Source organism: Faecalibacterium langellae (assembly GCF_002549775.1).
Taxonomy (GTDB): domain Bacteria; phylum Bacillota; class Clostridia; order Oscillospirales; family Ruminococcaceae; genus Faecalibacterium; species Faecalibacterium langellae.
In genome coordinates, this window is sequence record NZ_NMTR01000004.1 from 155030 (window position 1) to 171386 (window position 16357).

Here is a 16357-nt window from a genome sequence, read left to right on the forward strand (position 1 = left end):
GAGAAAACAGGTATGAAGATCATTGTGGACATGATGGGCGGCGACAACGCCCCGCTGGCGGTTCTGGAGGGCGCTGCACAGGCCGTTAAGGAGTACGGTGTGCAGCTGATCGGTGTGGGCAACGAGGCGCTGGTGCGCAAGACCGCCGCCGAGCACAACATTCCGCTGGACGGCATCGAACTGGTGAACTGCACCGAGACCATCGAGATGTGCGATGAGCCCGCCCGCGCCATCCGTCAGAAAAAGGATTCCTCCATTGTGGTGGGTCTGAATATGCTCAAGGAGGGCAAGGGCGACGCCTTTGTCTCTGCCGGCAGCACCGGTGCACTGCACGTTGGCGCAAGCCTCATCGTGCGTACCCTCAAGGGCATCAAGCGCCCGGCTCTGGCCACCATGGTGCCCGCCAAGAAGCAGGCTTATCTGCTGCTGGACTGCGGTGCCAACGTGGAGTGCCGCCCGGAGATGCTGGCCGCCTTTGCGGTCATGGGCAGCTGCTATGTGAACAAGGTGGAGGGCCGCAAGAGCCCCAGCGTGGCGCTGACGAACAACGGTGCCGAGGAGAGCAAGGGTACCCCCATGCTGCGGGACGCACACCAGCTGCTGAAAGTCACCCCGGGCGTCCACTTCGTGGGCAACATCGAGCCGCGCGATGTGCCGAACGGTGAAGTGGACGTGGTGGTGTGCGACGGCTTCACCGGCAATGTGATCCTCAAGCTGACCGAGGGCGTGGCAAAAATGCTGCTGGGCATGCTGAAACAGATGTTCCTCGCAAATCTCGGCGGCAAGCTGGCCTACCTGCTGCTCAAGGGCGGCGTGGCCGACCTCAAGCACCAGATGGACAGCGAGGAATACGGCGGCGCACCCTTCCTGGGCGCGAAGCAGCCGGTCATCAAGGCACACGGTTCTTCCAAGGCCAAGGGCATCAAAAACGCCATCCGGCAGGCCAAGATCTGCGTGGAGAACGACCTGTGCGGCACCATGCAGTCTGCGCTGGATGAGCTGGCCGCAGCGAATAAAACAGAGGAATAAGGGCAGTGAAATCGCCCTCTCCGTCATTGCTTCGCAATGCCACCTCTCCCAAAGGGAGAGGCGAGATGCCTTTCGGGCGAGTTCTTGGCTCTCCCTTTGGGAAAGCTGGACGCGAAGCGGCCTGAGAGGGCGGGGATGCTGACCATATGAGCAAGGGAGTCGAAATATGAGCCATCAGTTGGAAACAATTATTGGTTATACGTTCAAAAACCCGGAGCTGCTGGAAACGGCCCTGACCCACACCAGCTACGCCAACGAGAGCCGCACCCCGGTCAAGCACAACGAGCGGCTGGAATTTCTGGGCGACAGCGTGCTGCAGATCGTCTCGGCAGATTATCTGTTCCACGCCTACGCCGACCGGCCGGAGGGTGATCTGACCCGCATCCGCGCCAGCCTTGTGAGCGAGGGGGCCCTGTTCCAGTTCGCGCAGGAGATCAACCTGGGCGAATACCTGCGCCTGGGCCGCGGCGAGGAGCGCTGCGGCGGACGCAACCGCCCCAGTGTGGTGTCCGATGCGTTTGAAGCACTCATTGCGGCGCTGTATCTGGACGGCGGCATGGATGTGGCCCGCAAGTTCATCCTGCCCTTCATCACCGAGGGCAAGCACGCCGAGGCCGACTACAAGACCCGCCTGCAGGAGATCGTGCAGCAGAACCCGGAAGAACGCCTGAGCTATGTGGTGGAAAGCGAGTCCGGCCCGGACCACGACAAGCACTTCGTGGTGGCCGTGCGCTTCAACTCCGACCGTGTGGCCCGGGGTGAGGGCCGCAGCAAGAAGGCTGCCGAGCAGTGCGCCGCCAAAGAGGCACTCAAGCTGCTGGGCGTGATAAAGGAAAAGTAAATGGTATTCAAGGAACTGGAGATCCAGGGCTTTAAGAGCTTCCCCGATAAGGTCAAGATCACCTTTGATGCGGGCGTTACCGGCGTGGTGGGCCCCAACGGCTCCGGCAAGTCGAACCTGTCCGACGCGGTGCGCTGGGTGCTGGGCGAGACCAGCTCCCGCCAGCTGCGTGCGGCAGGCAAGATGGAAGACGTTATCTTCGGCGGCACCCGGCGGCGCGGAGCCATGGGCTTTGCCAGTGTGCGCCTGACGCTGGATAACGCAAGCCACACCTTTGACGTGGACGCCGACGAAGTGACCATCGGCCGCAAGTATTACCGCTCCGGTGACAGCGAGTACACCATCAACGGGCAGGTATGCCGTTTGAAGGATGTGTACGAGCTTTTGCTCGATACCGGCATTGGCCGCGACGGTTATTCGGTCATCGGGCAGGGTCGCATCGCAGAAATCGTGGCGGCAAAAAGCAGCGAGCGCCGCGAGATTTTTGAGGAAGCCTGCGGCATTGCGAAGTACCGCTACCGCAAAACGGAAGCCGAGCGCCGCCTTGCCGCAGCGGGGGAGAACCTGGAACGCCTGCGGGACATCCTGGGTGAGCTGGAAAGCCGCGTAGGCCCGCTGGAAAAAGAGAGCGCCAAGGCCGAGAAGTTCCTCGAGCTGGCCGCCAAGCGCAAAACGCTGGAAGTCACCCTCTGGACCGACGGCGTGCATCGCGCCCGCGAAGCCGTGCGCCAGCAGGTGCGTGACTACGAGACGGCCCAGGCCGACTACGAGCGTTTTGACCGGGAGACGAAAGCCGCCGAGCAGGAGGCTGAGGAGATCCGGATGCAGGCACAGCAGCTGACCATTGCGGTCGAGCGCCTGAATGGGGATATCCGCAGCATCACCGAGCAGATCAGCGGGTCGGAAAGCCGCATCGCCGTGCTGGAAAACGACATCCTCCGCAACGAGGAAAGCGCCGCTTCCCTGCGGCAGGAGATCGCTGCCGGGGAGCAGGACAGCACCGAAGCCGCCGCCGCATTGCAGCGCCACCGGGCCGTGGCAAAGACCATGGAAGCCGAGGGCGAAAAGCTGGCGGCAGAGATCGAAGCGCTGAACGCGGAGATCGCCCGCCTGACCGACGCCAGCACCGCCAGCGGGGCCCGCAAGGACAGCCTGCGGGCGGAGCTGACTGGCCTGACCGCCCAGCGCACCGAAGCCCAGGTGGCGCAGGCTGCCGCCGAAGCCGCCGAGGAGACGGCCCGCCAGCGTCTGCCCGCCCTCGAACAGAGCCTGCAGGATGCCACTGCTCAGCGGGACGAAGCAAAACAGGACTTGGAGGATACGGTCAAGTACCGCCGGATGCTGGAAGAAAACGAAAAGCAGCTGGCAAATGTCCGCTCCGGTCTGGAGCTCAAGCTCAAAGGCCGCAAGGCCGCCCTGAACGAGGCCGACAACGCCGAACAGCGCCTTGGCCGCGAATTGGACGCCGCCCGTCAGCGCCTTTCCGTGCTGCGGGAGCTGGAAAAGAACATGGACGGCTACCAGAACTCGGTCAAGGCCGTCATGCGTGCCGCCGGTGCCCGCCGCCTGCGGGGCGTCATCGGGCCGGTGTCTGCTATCTTAAAGGTGGAACCCGGCTGCGAGGTGGCCGTGGAAACCGCCCTCGGCGGCGCACTGCAGAACATCGTGGTGGAGAACGAAGCCGCCGCCAAGGCGGCCATTGCCCTGCTGCGCAATGACAACGCAGGCCGCGCCACCTTCCTGCCGCTGGATACCGTCCAGCCCGGCGTGTTCCGGGGCCGTCTCTCCGGCACGGCTCGGCTGGCCTCCAGCCTTGTGCAGGCTGACCGCCGGTATGACAACATCGTGTCGAACCTGCTGGGCCGCATCATCGTGGTGGACGACATCAACGAAGCTTCCCGCGTGGCGCGGGACAACGGTTACCACAACAAGGTGGTCACGCTGGATGGTCAGGTGGTCAACGCGGGCGGCAGCTTTACCGGCGGCAGCGTGCAGCGCAGCGCAGGCCTGTTCACCCGCAAGCAGGAGATGGAAGAACTGCGGGTGAAAGCTGCCAAGCTGCAGAAGGACTGCCTTGCCGCGCAGGAAAAGACCGACCAGTGCAAGGAGCAGGTGGACGCTTTGCAGGCCGAGCTGACCGCTACGGCCAGTGAGCAGATCACCGCCGCCAACGACAAGGTGCGTGCCGAAGCGGAGCAGAAGCGGCTGGAAGCTGCGGTGCAGCAGCTGGAAACGGCCCGCAGCAACGGCCAGCAGCAGATCGACGCTTTACAGGCCGCCCTGACGGAAAGCCGCAGCAAAGCGGATGCCGCTGCACAGCAGCAGGCTGAGTTGACCGCGAAAATCGACCTGCTGACGGCGGAGATGAACCGCATCGCTGAGGGTGATGACAGCTTCCTTGCCCGGCAGAGTGAGCTCAGCCAGAAGCTGAGCGCCAAGCGGCTGGAACAGGTCACCCGCCAGAAGGACGCGGAGCTGGCCTACAGCCAGATCGCCGCGCTGGAACAGCGGGCCCAGGATGCCGCCGCACGCCGCGCTTCGCTGGAAGAAAGCCTTGCCGCACTGGCACAGCGCAGCGAGAGCTGCCGCACCGAAATCGCCGCCATCCGGCAGGCCAAGACCGACAGCCAGAGCGCAATTGCGGCAAAAGAAAAGGCCATCCGCGAAGCGACCGAAAAGCGCTTGGAGCGCCAGCAGGCCGAGACCGAGACCCTTGCCCGGGCCCGCACCTCGGCCGACAGCCGCGAGGAAATGGGCCGCGAGATGGCCCGCCTTGCCGAGCGAAAAGCCGCCGCCGAGACTGAGTATGACCAGACCGTGGCAAAGCTGTGGGATGAATACCAGCTCTCGGTGAGCCAGGCCGAGGAACTCTGCATCGAGTTCGAGAGCCTGACGGCCCTGCGGGCACAGGTGGCCGACCTGCGCGGCAAGATCCGTGCCCTTGGCAGCGTGAACGTCAGCGCCATCGAGGAATACAAAGAGGTCAAGGCCCGCTACGACGCGCTGGTGCGTCAGGTGACCGACGTAGAGGAAAGCCGCAGCGAGCTCAGCCGCATGATCTCAAAGCTTTCGGCCCAGATGAAGGAGATCTTCTCGGACAGCTTCCGCGCCATCAACGAAAACTTTGGCCGCGTGTTCACCGAGCTGTTCGGCGGCGGCGAGGCAAGCCTTGTGCTGGAAGATGAGACCGATGTGCTTTCCTGCGGCATCGGCATCCGGGTGGCCCCGCCGGGCAAGGTCATCAAGAACCTCGAGGCCCTTTCCGGCGGCGAACAGGCGCTGGTGGCCATCAGCATCTACTTTGCCATTCTGGCGGTCAACCCGGCCCCGTTCTGCATTCTGGACGAAATCGAAGCCGCATTGGATGACGCCAACGTGGTGCGGTTTGCCCAGTACCTGCGCCGGGTGAGTGACAAGACCCAGTTCATCGTCATCACCCACCGCCGCGGCACAATGGAAGCTGCCAATGTGCTCTACGGCGTGACTATGCAGGAGGACGGCGTGTCGAAACTGCTCAAATTGGATCTGGAACAGGTTGACGCCACGCTGGTTTCCTGATATAAAATAAGAAAGCAGAGAAGGCGAACATCCTCGCCCTCTCAGTCTCACTTCGTTCGCCAGCTCCCCCAAAGGGGGAGCCGAGAAGGGCGTTTCCCTTTTTGCTAAAAGCTCTCCCTTTGGGAGAGCTGGCGCGTAAGCGCCTGAGAGGGCGGACATCATTACAATAATAGGAGGACACTATGGGGTTCTTCGGATTTGGCAAGAAAAACAAAGAAAAAGAACAGGAAAAAATGAAAACGGGTCTGGAAAAGACCCGCACCGGCTTCTGGGGCAATATCCTCAACACCCTCACCGGCAGTGTCATCGACGATGACATGTACGATGACCTGGAAGAACAGCTCATCCTCGCGGACGTGGGCGGCGAAGTGGCCGTGCGTCTGGTGGACAAGCTGCGCGACCGCGTGCGCGAAAAGGGCCTGAAGACCGGCGAAGAAGCCGCCGATGCCCTGCGCGACATCATTGCCGAAGAAATGACGCCGGACGCCGAGATGGACCTTTCCGGCAAGCCGGCGGTCATTCTGGTCATCGGTGTCAACGGCGTGGGCAAGACCACCAGCATCGCAAAGCTGGCAGATTACTACACCCGCGAGGGCAAGCGCGTGATGCTGGCGGCCGGTGACACCTTCCGTGCTGCCGCCAGCGAACAGCTGGAGATCTGGGCGGACCGCGCCGGTGTGCCCATCGTCAGCGCAGGTGAGGGCGCCGACCCGGCGGCGGTCATCTTCGACACCGTCAAGTCGGCCACGGCCCGCGGCTATGACATGGTCATTGCCGACACCGCAGGCCGCCTGCACAACAAATCGAATCTGATGGCAGAGCTGGCCAAGATCAGCCGCAGCGTTAAAAAGGCAAGCCCCGAAGCCAGCCTGGAAACGCTGTTGGTGCTGGACGCCATCACGGGCCAGAACGCCATCAGCCAGGCCAAGGAGTTCTGCAAGGCGGCCGACGCTACCGGCATCATCCTGACCAAACTGGACGGTACCGCCAAGGGCGGCTGCGTCGTGGCGGTCAAGCAGCGTCTGGACCTGCCGGTGCGGTTCATCGGCGTGGGCGAGGGCATCGACGACCTGCTGCCCTTCACCCCGGAGGGCTTTGTGGAAGAATTGCTGCCCCGCGAGTGGAAGCACTGAAAAAAGCAAATGTGTGACGAAACTGCTCTTGGCTCTCCCTTTGGGAGAGCTGGCAAAGCCGGAAGGCTTTGACTGAGAGGGCGGAGACGTTGAAGGGAGTCGTATCGCATGAAGATTTGTGCAGCCACCGGCAACGCCGGAAAGCTCCGCGAGCTGCGCCGCATTCTGGAAGCGCAGGGCCACGAGGTGGTGAGCCAGAAGGAACTGGGCATCACCCTTGAGCCGGACGAGACCGGCACCACCTTTGCCGAGAACGCCCTCATCAAGGCCGAGACCATCTGCAAAGCCAGCGGCCTGCCCACCATCGCCGATGACTCCGGCCTGTGCGTGGACGCACTGGATGGTGCACCCGGCGTCTACAGCGCCCGCTACTGCGGCCATCACGGCGACGACGAGGCCAACAACGATAAGCTCTTGGACGCCATGAAGGCTGTGCCCGCCGAACAGCGCGGGGCAAAGTTTGTCTCGGCCGTGTGCTTCATCCTGCCGGACGGGCGGCACCTGACCTGCATGGGCGAGTGTCCGGGCAGCATCGCCTTCGAGCGGCTGAACGGGGACTACGGTTTCGGGTACGACCCGCTGTTCATCCCCGCAGACTGCGGCGTGGGCAAGCGGGACAAGCGCCCCAACACCGAGCACCGCAGCTATGCCCAGCTGACCCCGGACGAAAAGGACGCCATCAGCCACCGCGGCAATGCGCTGGCGGAACTGGAAAAGCAGCTGCCGGGGTTTCTGAATGCGGCCGCATCCGAAGGGGTGCTTGCACAGGTGTCTGGGAAAGTAGAAATCGAAATCAAATAAATTGGCTTGTGCGAAAGGGCAGCGCTGACGGAGATGTTCTCTTTTGGTGGCAAAAGAGAACCAGAAAAGCGCGGCGGTGCCCGCAGGGCATGAAAGCCCCAGTGGGGCTTTTAAGCCGCAGACCGGTTTGCGAAGCAAATGCTGCGTGTTCAGCGCAGCAAGGTCACGGCGATTTCGACGCGCTGGACCCACGAATCAAGGGCTGCTCGCCCTTGATAATCCCAAAGAAGAAGTCGGAACGGAAAAATGCTAGCCGCTTCGCTAAACGCATTTTTCGCGTTTCTCCGATTTCAAGTCGCTGCGCGACGGTCGCAAGACCGACAGCAGCAAATGCAATTTCCCGTTACGACCCCATCTTGTGAAAAAGTAAATTGGAAAAATCCGCAGATTTTTCCAATTTACAGAATTATAAATAAAATTTCCGCTGAATATGGCCAGAGCGAATGCGGAGGCCATTCTAAATCGTTTTAACTTAAAGGAGAAAAAATATGCTGACAAGCAAACAGCGCGCCATTCTGCGCGGCAAGGCAAACACCATGGACCCCGTTTTTATCGTGGGCAAGGGCGAGATCGACGAGACCATGATCCAGGGCGTGAAGGACTGCCTCGACGCCCGGGAGCTCATCAAGGTGAAGGTGCTGGAAAGCAGCATGTACAACGCCCGCGAGGCTTCGGTCAAGCTGGCCGAGGCCACCGGTGCCGATTGTGTGCAGGTGATCGGCTCCAAGTTCGTGCTCTACCTGCAGAAGAAAAAGGACAGCGCCTACGCCGACCTGCTGAAGTAAGATGAAGATCCTTCTCTACGGCGGCAGCTTCGACCCGCCCCACAACGGCCACCTGAACAACCTGCGTGCCGCCGCCGCCCGCGTGCGGCCGGACCGGGTGGTGGTGATGCCGGCAGGCACATCGCCCTTCAAGCAGGGCACGAACGCCTCCGGGGCGCTGCGGCTGGAAATGTGCGGGTGCTTCCACGCTTTGGCCGGGGAACCGGGCAGCACCGTCCCGCAGCTGGAGGTCAGCGGCTGGGAGATCGAACAGGCCGAAGCCGGGCACCGCAATTATACGGTGCTCACGGTGGAAAAGCTGGCCCGGGAAGCCCCCGGTGCGCAGCTGTACCTTGCCATCGGCAGCGATATGCTGCTGAGCTTTGACGGCTGGTACCGCTGGCAGGATATCCTGCGCCTTGCGCATCTGGTGGTGACGAGCCGCCATGTGGGCGATGACCCGCAGCTGCACGAAAAGGCACGGCAGCTGGACTCCACTGGCGCACGCATCCTGTTTGCACCGGTGGAAGCGCTGCCCATGGCCAGCAGTGAGCTCCGCGCCCGGCTGGCGGCCGGGGACCCCTGCGAGGCTGAGCTGCCGGAAACGGTGCGGGCGGTCATCCGCCGGGAAGGGCTGTACCAAAACAAAAAGGAAGACTTGAGCAAATGAATCTCAAACAGGCAAAGGAACTCGTGCGCAGCCGCCTGAGCGACAAGCGCTACGAGCACACCCTGAACGTGAAAAAAATGGCCGTTAAGCTGGCCAAAATTTACGGCGAGGACGAGGAGCGGGCTGCCCTGGCGGCGCTGCTGCACGACTCGGCCAAGGAGATCAGCAAGGACGAGATGCGCGAGTTGATGCGCCAGTACCCCCAGTACGCCGAGGGCGGCGAGGAGCGCCCGGCCCCGGTGTGGCACGGGGTATGCGCCGCCATCCTGGCCCGCACCCAGTGGGGCGTCACCGACGAAGCGGTGCTCAGCGCCATTGCCTGCCACACGGCGGGCAAGCCCGGCATGACAAGGCTGGACAAAATTCTATATCTGGCCGACATGACCAGCGCCGAGCGGGACTGGCCCGGCGTGAACAAGCTGCGCAAGCTGGAAAAGAAGGACTTGGACGCCGCCATGCTGGCTGCGCTGAAGCAGACCAACGATTTCGTGCTCTCGCAGGGAAAGCCTTTGGACCCCATGTCGAAGGCAGCTTACGAGGATATCTTCGCCCACAGCGGGAAAAATGATGGGTGAGAGCCGGGGCTGTTAAAATTGGTCCCGGCGGTGATCCCACAAAACCGATTGCAGATTCCGTCAGATAATGTTATACTAAAAAATATGACAGGTTTGCACAGAAAATGACTTTTGCAGATTTGCAAAGGCCAGGAGGATAGAAAACAGCATGAGCCAGACGCCACGCCATATCAGAACCGACCGCTCCCTCAACCGCCCGGATCAGGCAGCCAGCGCCGCACCGCGCCGTGCCGCCGCCTCCGGGCAGGGCCCGGTGCAGGGCGGTGCCCACAGCGAGCCGCCCCGCCGCCCGGCCCAGAGCCAGAGCGAACCGCCCCGCCGCCGCAAAAAGAAAAAGAAGACGCCTATCTGGCTGCCTCTGGCAGTGGTGCTGGCCGTGATCGCCGTGGTCTCCGGCGTGGTGGTTTATGCAGTCAGCCTTGTGAACCGTGTGGAGGACAGTCTCCGCCCGGACGACAGCACGCCCACCATCCAGGAGGAGATCAAGACCGCCGAGGGCTACAAGGGCGATGTGGTGAACATTCTGGTCTGCGGCATCGACTACGAGGAAGGCCGTGCTTACGGCGACGCAGAGTCCAACGACGGCATGACCGATATGATCCTCTACGTCCAGTTCGATATCAAGGGCAACGCCCTGCGGATGCTGCAGATCCCCCGCAACAGTCTGGTGACGACGGCGAACAAAAAGGTCACCCTGTCCAACGGCAAGACCTACGCGGCTTCGAACTACCAGATCAACTCGGTGGCACTTTCCAACGGCGGCAGCATCGCCGCGCTGGCCGATGTCATCTACGACCAGTACCGCCTGCCCATCGACTATTACGTCTCGGTGGACATGCAGGCGCTGGTGGAAATGGTGGACAACTTCGGCGGCATTGAGGTGTATATCCCCCACGATATGTCCTACGGCGGCAGCAAGCTGCTCAAGGGCTACCGCAATCTGGACGGCGCTTCGGCAGAGTTCTTCGTGCGCTGCCGCCACGGCGACGGCTACGCGAACTCCGACATTGACCGCCTGAACATGCAGCGCTATTTCTACGCTGGTCTGTTCAAGCGTGCCCGCGCCATGGGCATCACCGATATCCTGAACCAGCTGCCGCTGGTGTTGGAAAAGCACTATATCAAGACGGATATGGACATCACCACCATTGCAAAGCTGCTGGTGTCCTTCCTGAAGGTGGACAGCGCCAACATCATTCTGGCCCAGACGCCGGTGTTCATGGGCGTGCCCAACATGGGCAAGACCGACTCCTTTGCCGGCTACTCCTGCGTGGTGCCGGATGCAAGCTCCATCGCAAAGCTGCTCAACCAGTATTTCTGCACCTACACCGGCCCCATCGACGTGAGCGAGATGAACCTCGTCACCGATGACTGGCCCCACGGCACGGCCTCCACAGATGCCAACGTGCAGTATATGGGCCGCATCGACAAGGAGTCGGACGACGCCATCCTGAACGGCAACACCGACCTTGACAACGCAAAAACCACCGATGAGCTGGCTGCCAGTTCCGCAAACTGAGAAGCCGCTTTCACAGAAAGGAAAAATATATGGAGAACTTCAACGACAGCAAGGCTCTTGCAATCGAGATCGCAAAGATCCTGGATAAGAAAAAGGCCCACGATGTGCGCGTGCTGAAGGTGGAAAGCCTGACCGTGCTCACCGATTACTTCGTCATCGCGTCCGGCACCTCCACCACCCAGGTGGCAGCTCTGGCCGACGAGGTGGAGTTCGAGCTTTCCCAGAAGGGTCTGGAGCCCTACAGCACCGAGGGCTACGACTCCAAGAACTGGGTGCTGCTGGATTATTCCAACGTCATCGTGCACGTCTTCGTGCCCAACACCCGCACCTACTACGATCTGGAGCATCTGTGGGCAGACGGTGAGCCCATCGACATCTCCGAGTACCTCACCCCCGACAGCACCGTCGAGTAATTTCATCAAGGCAAACGGGTTCGCCCTCTCCGTCATTGCTCTGCAATGCCACCTCTCCCAAGGGGAGAGGCAAGGGCTGCACCGCCACATTCTTGGCTCTCCCCTTTGAGGAAAGACTTCCCCCGGTCGGGGGAAGATGTCGCATAAGCGACAAAAAGGGGAATCTGTCACCGAAGGTAACTGAGAGGGCGAGGACGCAAGAGAGCAAGGACCCTGAAAAGCATAAATCATTCCAATTGCGGTATTTTGCAAACGAAAAGTCTGGAGCTGATTACAAACATGAAGTACGATTACAAGGCTGTTGAAGCCAAGTGGCAGAAGGTGTGGGAGGACGAGAAGACCTTCCATGTCGAGATCGACCACTCCAAACCCAAGTTCTACGCACTGGTCGAGTTCCCGTATCCGTCGGGTGCCGGTCTGCATGTGGGCCATCCCCGCAGCTACACCGCGCTGGACGTGGTCAGCCGTAAGCGCCGCCAGAACGGCTACAACGTGCTGTACCCCATGGGCTGGGACGCCTTCGGCCTGCCCACCGAGAACTTCGCCATGAAGAACCACATCCACCCGGCCATCGTCACCAAGAACAACGTGGACCACTTCCGCAGCCAGCTGAAGGCCCTGGGCTTCTCCTTTGACTGGGATCGTGAGATCAACACCACCGATCCCGAGTACTACAAGTGGACCCAGTGGATCTTCCTGCAGCTGTACAAGAAGGGCCTGGCCTACAAGAAGGAAATGAATGTCAACTGGTGCACCGGCTGCAAGTGCGTGCTGGCCAACGAGGAAGTGGTCAACGGCGTGTGCGAGCGCTGCGGCAGCGAGGTCGTGCACCGCGTCAAGAGCCAGTGGATGCTCAAGATCACTGCGTATGCCGACAAGCTGATCGACGGTCTGGACGGCTTGGATTACATCGAGCGCGTTGCCACCCAGCAGAAGAACTGGATCGGCCGCAGCCACGGTGCTGAAGTCAACTTCGGCACCACCGCAGGCGACACCCTGACCGTGTACACCACCCGCTGCGACACCCTGTTTGGTGCCACCTACATGGTCGTCTCCCCGGAGCACGCTATGGTCAAGGCATGGCTCGACAAGGGCATCATCAAGAATGCCGATGCCGTCAAGGCTTATCAGGCCGAGGCTGCCCGCAAGAGCGATTTTGAGCGCAGTGAGCTGAACAAGGAAAAGACCGGTGTCAAGCTGGAAGGCGTCATGGGCATCAACCCGGTCAACGATACTGAGATCCCCATCTTCATCTCCGACTACGTTCTGTCCACCTACGGCACCGGTGCCATCATGGCAGTGCCCGCCCACGATACCCGTGACTGGGAGTTCGCCAAAAAGTTCGGCCTGCCCATCATCGAGGTGGTCAAGGGCAACACCCCGTCCAACCTGGACGAAGCCGCCTTTACCGATGTTGCCACCGGCACGCTGGTCAACTCCGGCTTCCTGAACGGCCTGTCTGTCACCGATGCAAAGAAGAAAATGATCGGCTGGCTGGAAGAAAACGGCAAGGGCCGCGATAAGGTCAACTACAAGCTGCGCGACTGGGTGTTCAGCCGTCAGCGTTACTGGGGCGAGCCCATCCCCATGGTGCACTGCGACAAGTGCGGCTGGCAGCCCCTGCCCGAGAGCAGCCTGCCCCTGACCCTGCCGGACATCACCGACTTTGAGCCGGGCCCGGACGGCGAGAGTCCGCTGGCCCGCCACAAGGACTGGGTCAAGACCACCTGCCCCTGCTGCGGCGGCCCCGCTACCCGCGAGACCGACACCATGCCCCAGTGGGCCGGTTCTTCCTGGTACTTCCTGCGCTACATGGACCCCCACTGCAAGGACGCCATTGCTTCCAAGGAGGCTCTGGAGTACTGGTCTCCGGTGGACTGGTACAACGGCGGCATGGAGCACACCACCCTGCATCTGCTGTACAGCCGTTTCTGGCATAAGTTCCTGTACGACATCGGTGCAGTGCCTTCTCCGGAACCCTACCAGAAGCGTACCGCTCACGGCATGATCCTGGGCCTGAACCCCCACAGCTTCGTCAACCTGCCCGCTGAGGAGCAGGACAAGCTGCTGAGGGAGTACGGCAGCCAGAAGGCCGCCGAGAAGGCTCTGGAGGAGAAGTACGGCGAGATGGCCCGCCACCCCATCGTCAAGATGTCCAAGAGCCTGGGCAATGTCATCAACCCGGACGAGGTGGTGGACCAGTACGGTGCCGACACCATGCGTCTGTACGAGATGTTCATGGGCGACTTCGAGCAGGCTGCCCCCTGGCAGACCTCTGCCATTGCCGGCTGCAACCGCTTCCTGGATCGCGTGTGGGCCCTGAGCGACAAGCTGGTGGAAGGCGAGGGCTATCGTCCCCAGATCGAGACCCTGATGCACCAGACCATCAAGAAGGTGGGCGCAGACATCGAGGGCCTGAAGATGAACACCGCCATCGCCCAGCTGATGACCCTGGTCAACGCCCTGTACGACAACGGCGGCGCTACCAAGGCCGAGTTTGAGACGGTTGTGCAGCTGCTGAACCCGTTTGCTCCCCACATGACCGAGGAGCTGTGGGAGAAGCTGGGCCACAGCCACGACGAGCAGCTGGCCTACTACCCCTGGCCCAAGTACGAGGAAGCCAAGTGCGTGGAGTCCACCGTTGAGATCGCCGTGCAGGTGAACGGCAAGGTGAAGGCCCGCCTGAAGGTGGCTGCCGACATCGACGCTGCTGCTGCCATCGCCGCCGCCAAGGCTGACCCCGCTGTTGCCGCCGCTTTGGAAGGCAAGCAGCTGGTCAAGGAGATCTACGTCAAGGGCCGTCTGGTCAATCTGGCCGTCAAGGGCTAAAACCCCACGATACCCCGCCGCAAGGCTGGATATACAACTACCCGCAGAGGCGGACCGGCGCACAGAACACCCGGGAACGTCTGTTCAAAATAATTTAAAAGTTTTGGGCAAAAAACTTTTAAAAAAAGGTTGACGAACCAGAGAAAATGCGCTATACTGTCTACTGTTAGTTACCATGTAACAACGAAATTCCTGCCTCACGGTCCAAGGGAGGGAATAAGATGTCGGAAATTCGTGTTAAAGAGGGCGAGTCGCTGGAAAGCGCACTGCGTCGCTTCAAGCGCAGCACTGCTCGCAGCGGTGTGCTCGCAGAGGTCCGTAAGCGCGAGGCTTACGAGAAGCCGTCTGTCAAGCGCAAGAAGAAGTCCGAAGCAGCCCGCAAGCGCAAGTTCAAGTAATTAACTGCTTGAAATCGCTGTTGCTTTAGATTTCAAACGCGTTGCTAACGCCGATGTAGGGGAGCCTGTATTTGCAGGCTCCCCTATTTTCATTGATAAGCAAAATAAATTAGGTGAAAGCATGAGTGATATGGATAAGACAGTTTGCATAGTTGATGCTGGAAGTGACGATGAGAATCGTAGAAAAAACGAAGATTGGCTAGCCCAATGCATAGAAAGACAAGAAAAGCTGCTGAAAAAGGCGCGGGAGAATCCACGAGTTCTGACACCGGAAATTGAAGCAGAAGTAGATGCAAAAGTAAGGGCAAAAATCGGTGAAGGCGGACATATGGGCTATTGTCATTGGTTCTGGTCCTGTAAGAAGGAGATTCTCCGGGAGGAATATGACATTGAATGGCTTTCTCCTGCAGAGACGAACCTAGGATGCATGTTCGATTGAGAAGAAAAAGGAGCTGTCATGCTGATTACCCCCGAATATGTTTTCAAGGATGTCACCCACATCACGCCGGAATGGCTGGCGGCAAAGGGCATCACCGCGCTGGTACTGGATATCGACAACACCCTCACGGCCGACCGCAGCCAGGAGCTGCCGGAGGAGGTGGCCGGGTGGCTGGACACCATGCGCAGCGCGGGTGTAAAGCTCACCATCGTGTCCAACGGGGCCGAAAAGCGGGTGCGCCCTTTTGCCCAGAAGCTGGGCCTTGCCTACCTGTACCGGGCGGCCAAGCCCCTGCCCTTTGCGCTGATGGTGGCCCAGCGCCGCATGGGCGTGAAGCACAGTCAGATGGCCATGGTGGGCGACCAGCTCTATGCCGACCGGATGGCCGCAGCGCTTTATGGCATCCCGGGCCTGATGGTGGTGCCCCGGGGCCCGGACCTCGGTGCGCAGGTCATCCTCAAGCGCAAATGGGAAAAGCGCCACTGGCAGCAGTATTATGACCGGGGAGGGAAGACCCTGTGAGTGAGTGGAAAATTCGGTTCGGCACCGCCGGCACCAGCGACAGCTTTGCCGCCCAAGGCTACAAGACCAGCCTTGACGTGCCGGAGTACACCGCTCAAATGGGCCTTGACGCCTTTGAGTACCAGTGCGGGCGCGGGGTGCGCCTGGGGCTGGACAAGGCGGCCAAGATGGCCGCGCTGGCCCAGCCGAAGGATATCCTGTTCAGCGTGCACGCACCGTATTATATCAGTATGTCCAGCCTTGAGGAAGACAAGCGGCTCAACAGCATCCAGTACCTGCTGCAGAGCGCAGCAGTGTGCAAGGCACTGGGCGGCAGGCGCATCATCTTCCACTCCGGCAGCTGCGGCAGGCAGAGTCGGGAAGCCGCCCTGGAAAAGGCGCTGGACACCATGCGCCGGGCCGTGGAAGCGCTGGACGCAGCCGGTTTTGCGGACATGACCCTCTGCCCGGAGACCATGGGCAAGATCGGCCAGCTGGGCACGCTGGACGAGGTGCTGGCCCTGTGTGCGGTGGACAAGCGCATCACCCCCTGCATCGACTTCGGCCACCTGAACGCCCGCACGCTGGGCGGCATCCAGGGCAAAGCCGACTATGCCGCCATCCTCGACCGTATGGGCGAGGCTTTGGGCGACGAGCGGGCCCAGCGGTTCCATGTGCATTTCTCCCGCATCGAGTATTCTGCGGGCGGCGAAAAGCGGCACTGGACCTTTGCCGAGACTCAGTTCGGCCCGGAGCCGCAGCCGCTGATGGAGCTGCTGGCCGAGCGAAAGCTGCAGCCTGTCATCATCTGCGAGAGTGCCGGCACGCAGGCGGAAGACGCCTGTGCGATGCAGAGAATGTATCGGGAAGCAGCACAAAGAGATTAA

General features: G+C 61.0%; 15 protein-coding genes. All 15 read left to right on the forward strand.

Annotated features, from left to right (window positions below; all coding sequences use genetic code 11):
• Nucleotides 1-12 precede the first annotated feature (12 nt).
• The 15 genes from plsX (at nt 13) to CGS49_RS02205 (ending at nt 16357) form a co-directional block, all read left to right on the forward strand.
• Entirely contained in the window at nt 13-1029 is a 1017-nt protein-coding gene (plsX, locus tag CGS49_RS02130; protein ID WP_097800284.1) for a phosphate acyltransferase PlsX, read from the forward strand.
• 166 nt (nt 1030-1195) lie between these two features.
• Nucleotides 1196-1870: a ribonuclease III gene (gene rnc, locus CGS49_RS02135; protein ID WP_097800285.1), complete on the forward strand. Its 675-nt coding sequence runs from the start codon at nt 1196-1198 to the stop codon at nt 1868-1870.
• On the forward strand, nt 1871-5428 hold the full coding sequence (gene smc / locus CGS49_RS02140; protein ID WP_097800286.1) for a chromosome segregation protein SMC: 3558 nt from the start codon (nt 1871-1873) through the stop codon (nt 5426-5428).
• Between the two features lie 182 nt (nt 5429-5610).
• Nucleotides 5611-6561, forward strand: a complete 951-nt coding sequence (gene ftsY, locus CGS49_RS02145; protein ID WP_097800287.1) for a signal recognition particle-docking protein FtsY — start codon at nt 5611-5613, stop codon at nt 6559-6561.
• A gap of 108 nt (nt 6562-6669) precedes the next feature.
• Nucleotides 6670-7362: an RdgB/HAM1 family non-canonical purine NTP pyrophosphatase gene (gene rdgB, locus CGS49_RS02150; RefSeq protein ID WP_097800288.1), complete on the forward strand. Its 693-nt coding sequence runs from the start codon at nt 6670-6672 to the stop codon at nt 7360-7362.
• Nucleotides 7363-7850: 488 nt separating this feature from the next.
• Nucleotides 7851-8147: a YhbY family RNA-binding protein gene (locus CGS49_RS02160; RefSeq protein ID WP_097800290.1), complete on the forward strand. Its 297-nt coding sequence runs from the start codon at nt 7851-7853 to the stop codon at nt 8145-8147.
• Nucleotide 8148: 1 nt separating this feature from the next.
• Nucleotides 8149-8796, forward strand: a complete 648-nt coding sequence (nadD, locus tag CGS49_RS02165) for a nicotinate (nicotinamide) nucleotide adenylyltransferase (protein WP_097800291.1) — start codon at nt 8149-8151, stop codon at nt 8794-8796.
• Nucleotides 8793-9371 carry a bis(5'-nucleosyl)-tetraphosphatase (symmetrical) YqeK gene (gene yqeK, locus CGS49_RS02170; protein ID WP_097800292.1) on the forward strand — a complete coding sequence of 193 codons (579 nt, stop codon included), beginning with the start codon at nt 8793-8795 and terminating at the stop codon, nt 9369-9371. The genes nadD and yqeK overlap by 4 nt, the downstream gene beginning before the upstream one ends.
• Before the next feature lie 148 nt (nt 9372-9519).
• Nucleotides 9520-10890, forward strand: coding sequence for an LCP family protein (locus tag CGS49_RS02175; protein WP_097800293.1), 1371 nt, complete (start codon nt 9520-9522; stop codon nt 10888-10890).
• 29 nt (nt 10891-10919) lie between these two features.
• Nucleotides 10920-11303 (forward strand): ribosome silencing factor, encoded by a 384-nt coding sequence (rsfS, locus tag CGS49_RS02180; protein WP_097800294.1) that lies wholly within the window; start codon nt 10920-10922, stop codon nt 11301-11303.
• Between the two features lie 279 nt (nt 11304-11582).
• Entirely contained in the window at nt 11583-14132 is a 2550-nt protein-coding gene (leuS, locus tag CGS49_RS02185) for a leucine--tRNA ligase (RefSeq protein WP_097800295.1), read from the forward strand.
• Between the two features lie 221 nt (nt 14133-14353).
• Complete coding sequence (gene rpsU / locus CGS49_RS02190; RefSeq protein ID WP_005928271.1) at nt 14354-14530, forward strand: 30S ribosomal protein S21; 177 nt, start codon at nt 14354-14356, stop codon at nt 14528-14530.
• Nucleotides 14531-14651: 121 nt separating this feature from the next.
• Nucleotides 14652-14969: a hypothetical protein gene (locus CGS49_RS02195; RefSeq protein ID WP_143405792.1), complete on the forward strand. Its 318-nt coding sequence runs from the start codon at nt 14652-14654 to the stop codon at nt 14967-14969.
• Between the two features lie 18 nt (nt 14970-14987).
• Nucleotides 14988-15491 carry a YqeG family HAD IIIA-type phosphatase gene (locus tag CGS49_RS02200; RefSeq protein ID WP_097800297.1) on the forward strand — a complete coding sequence of 168 codons (504 nt, stop codon included), beginning with the start codon at nt 14988-14990 and terminating at the stop codon, nt 15489-15491.
• Nucleotides 15488-16357 (forward strand): TIM barrel protein, encoded by an 870-nt coding sequence (locus tag CGS49_RS02205; RefSeq protein ID WP_097800298.1) that lies wholly within the window; start codon nt 15488-15490, stop codon nt 16355-16357. Before CGS49_RS02200 ends, CGS49_RS02205 begins: the two co-directional genes overlap by 4 nt.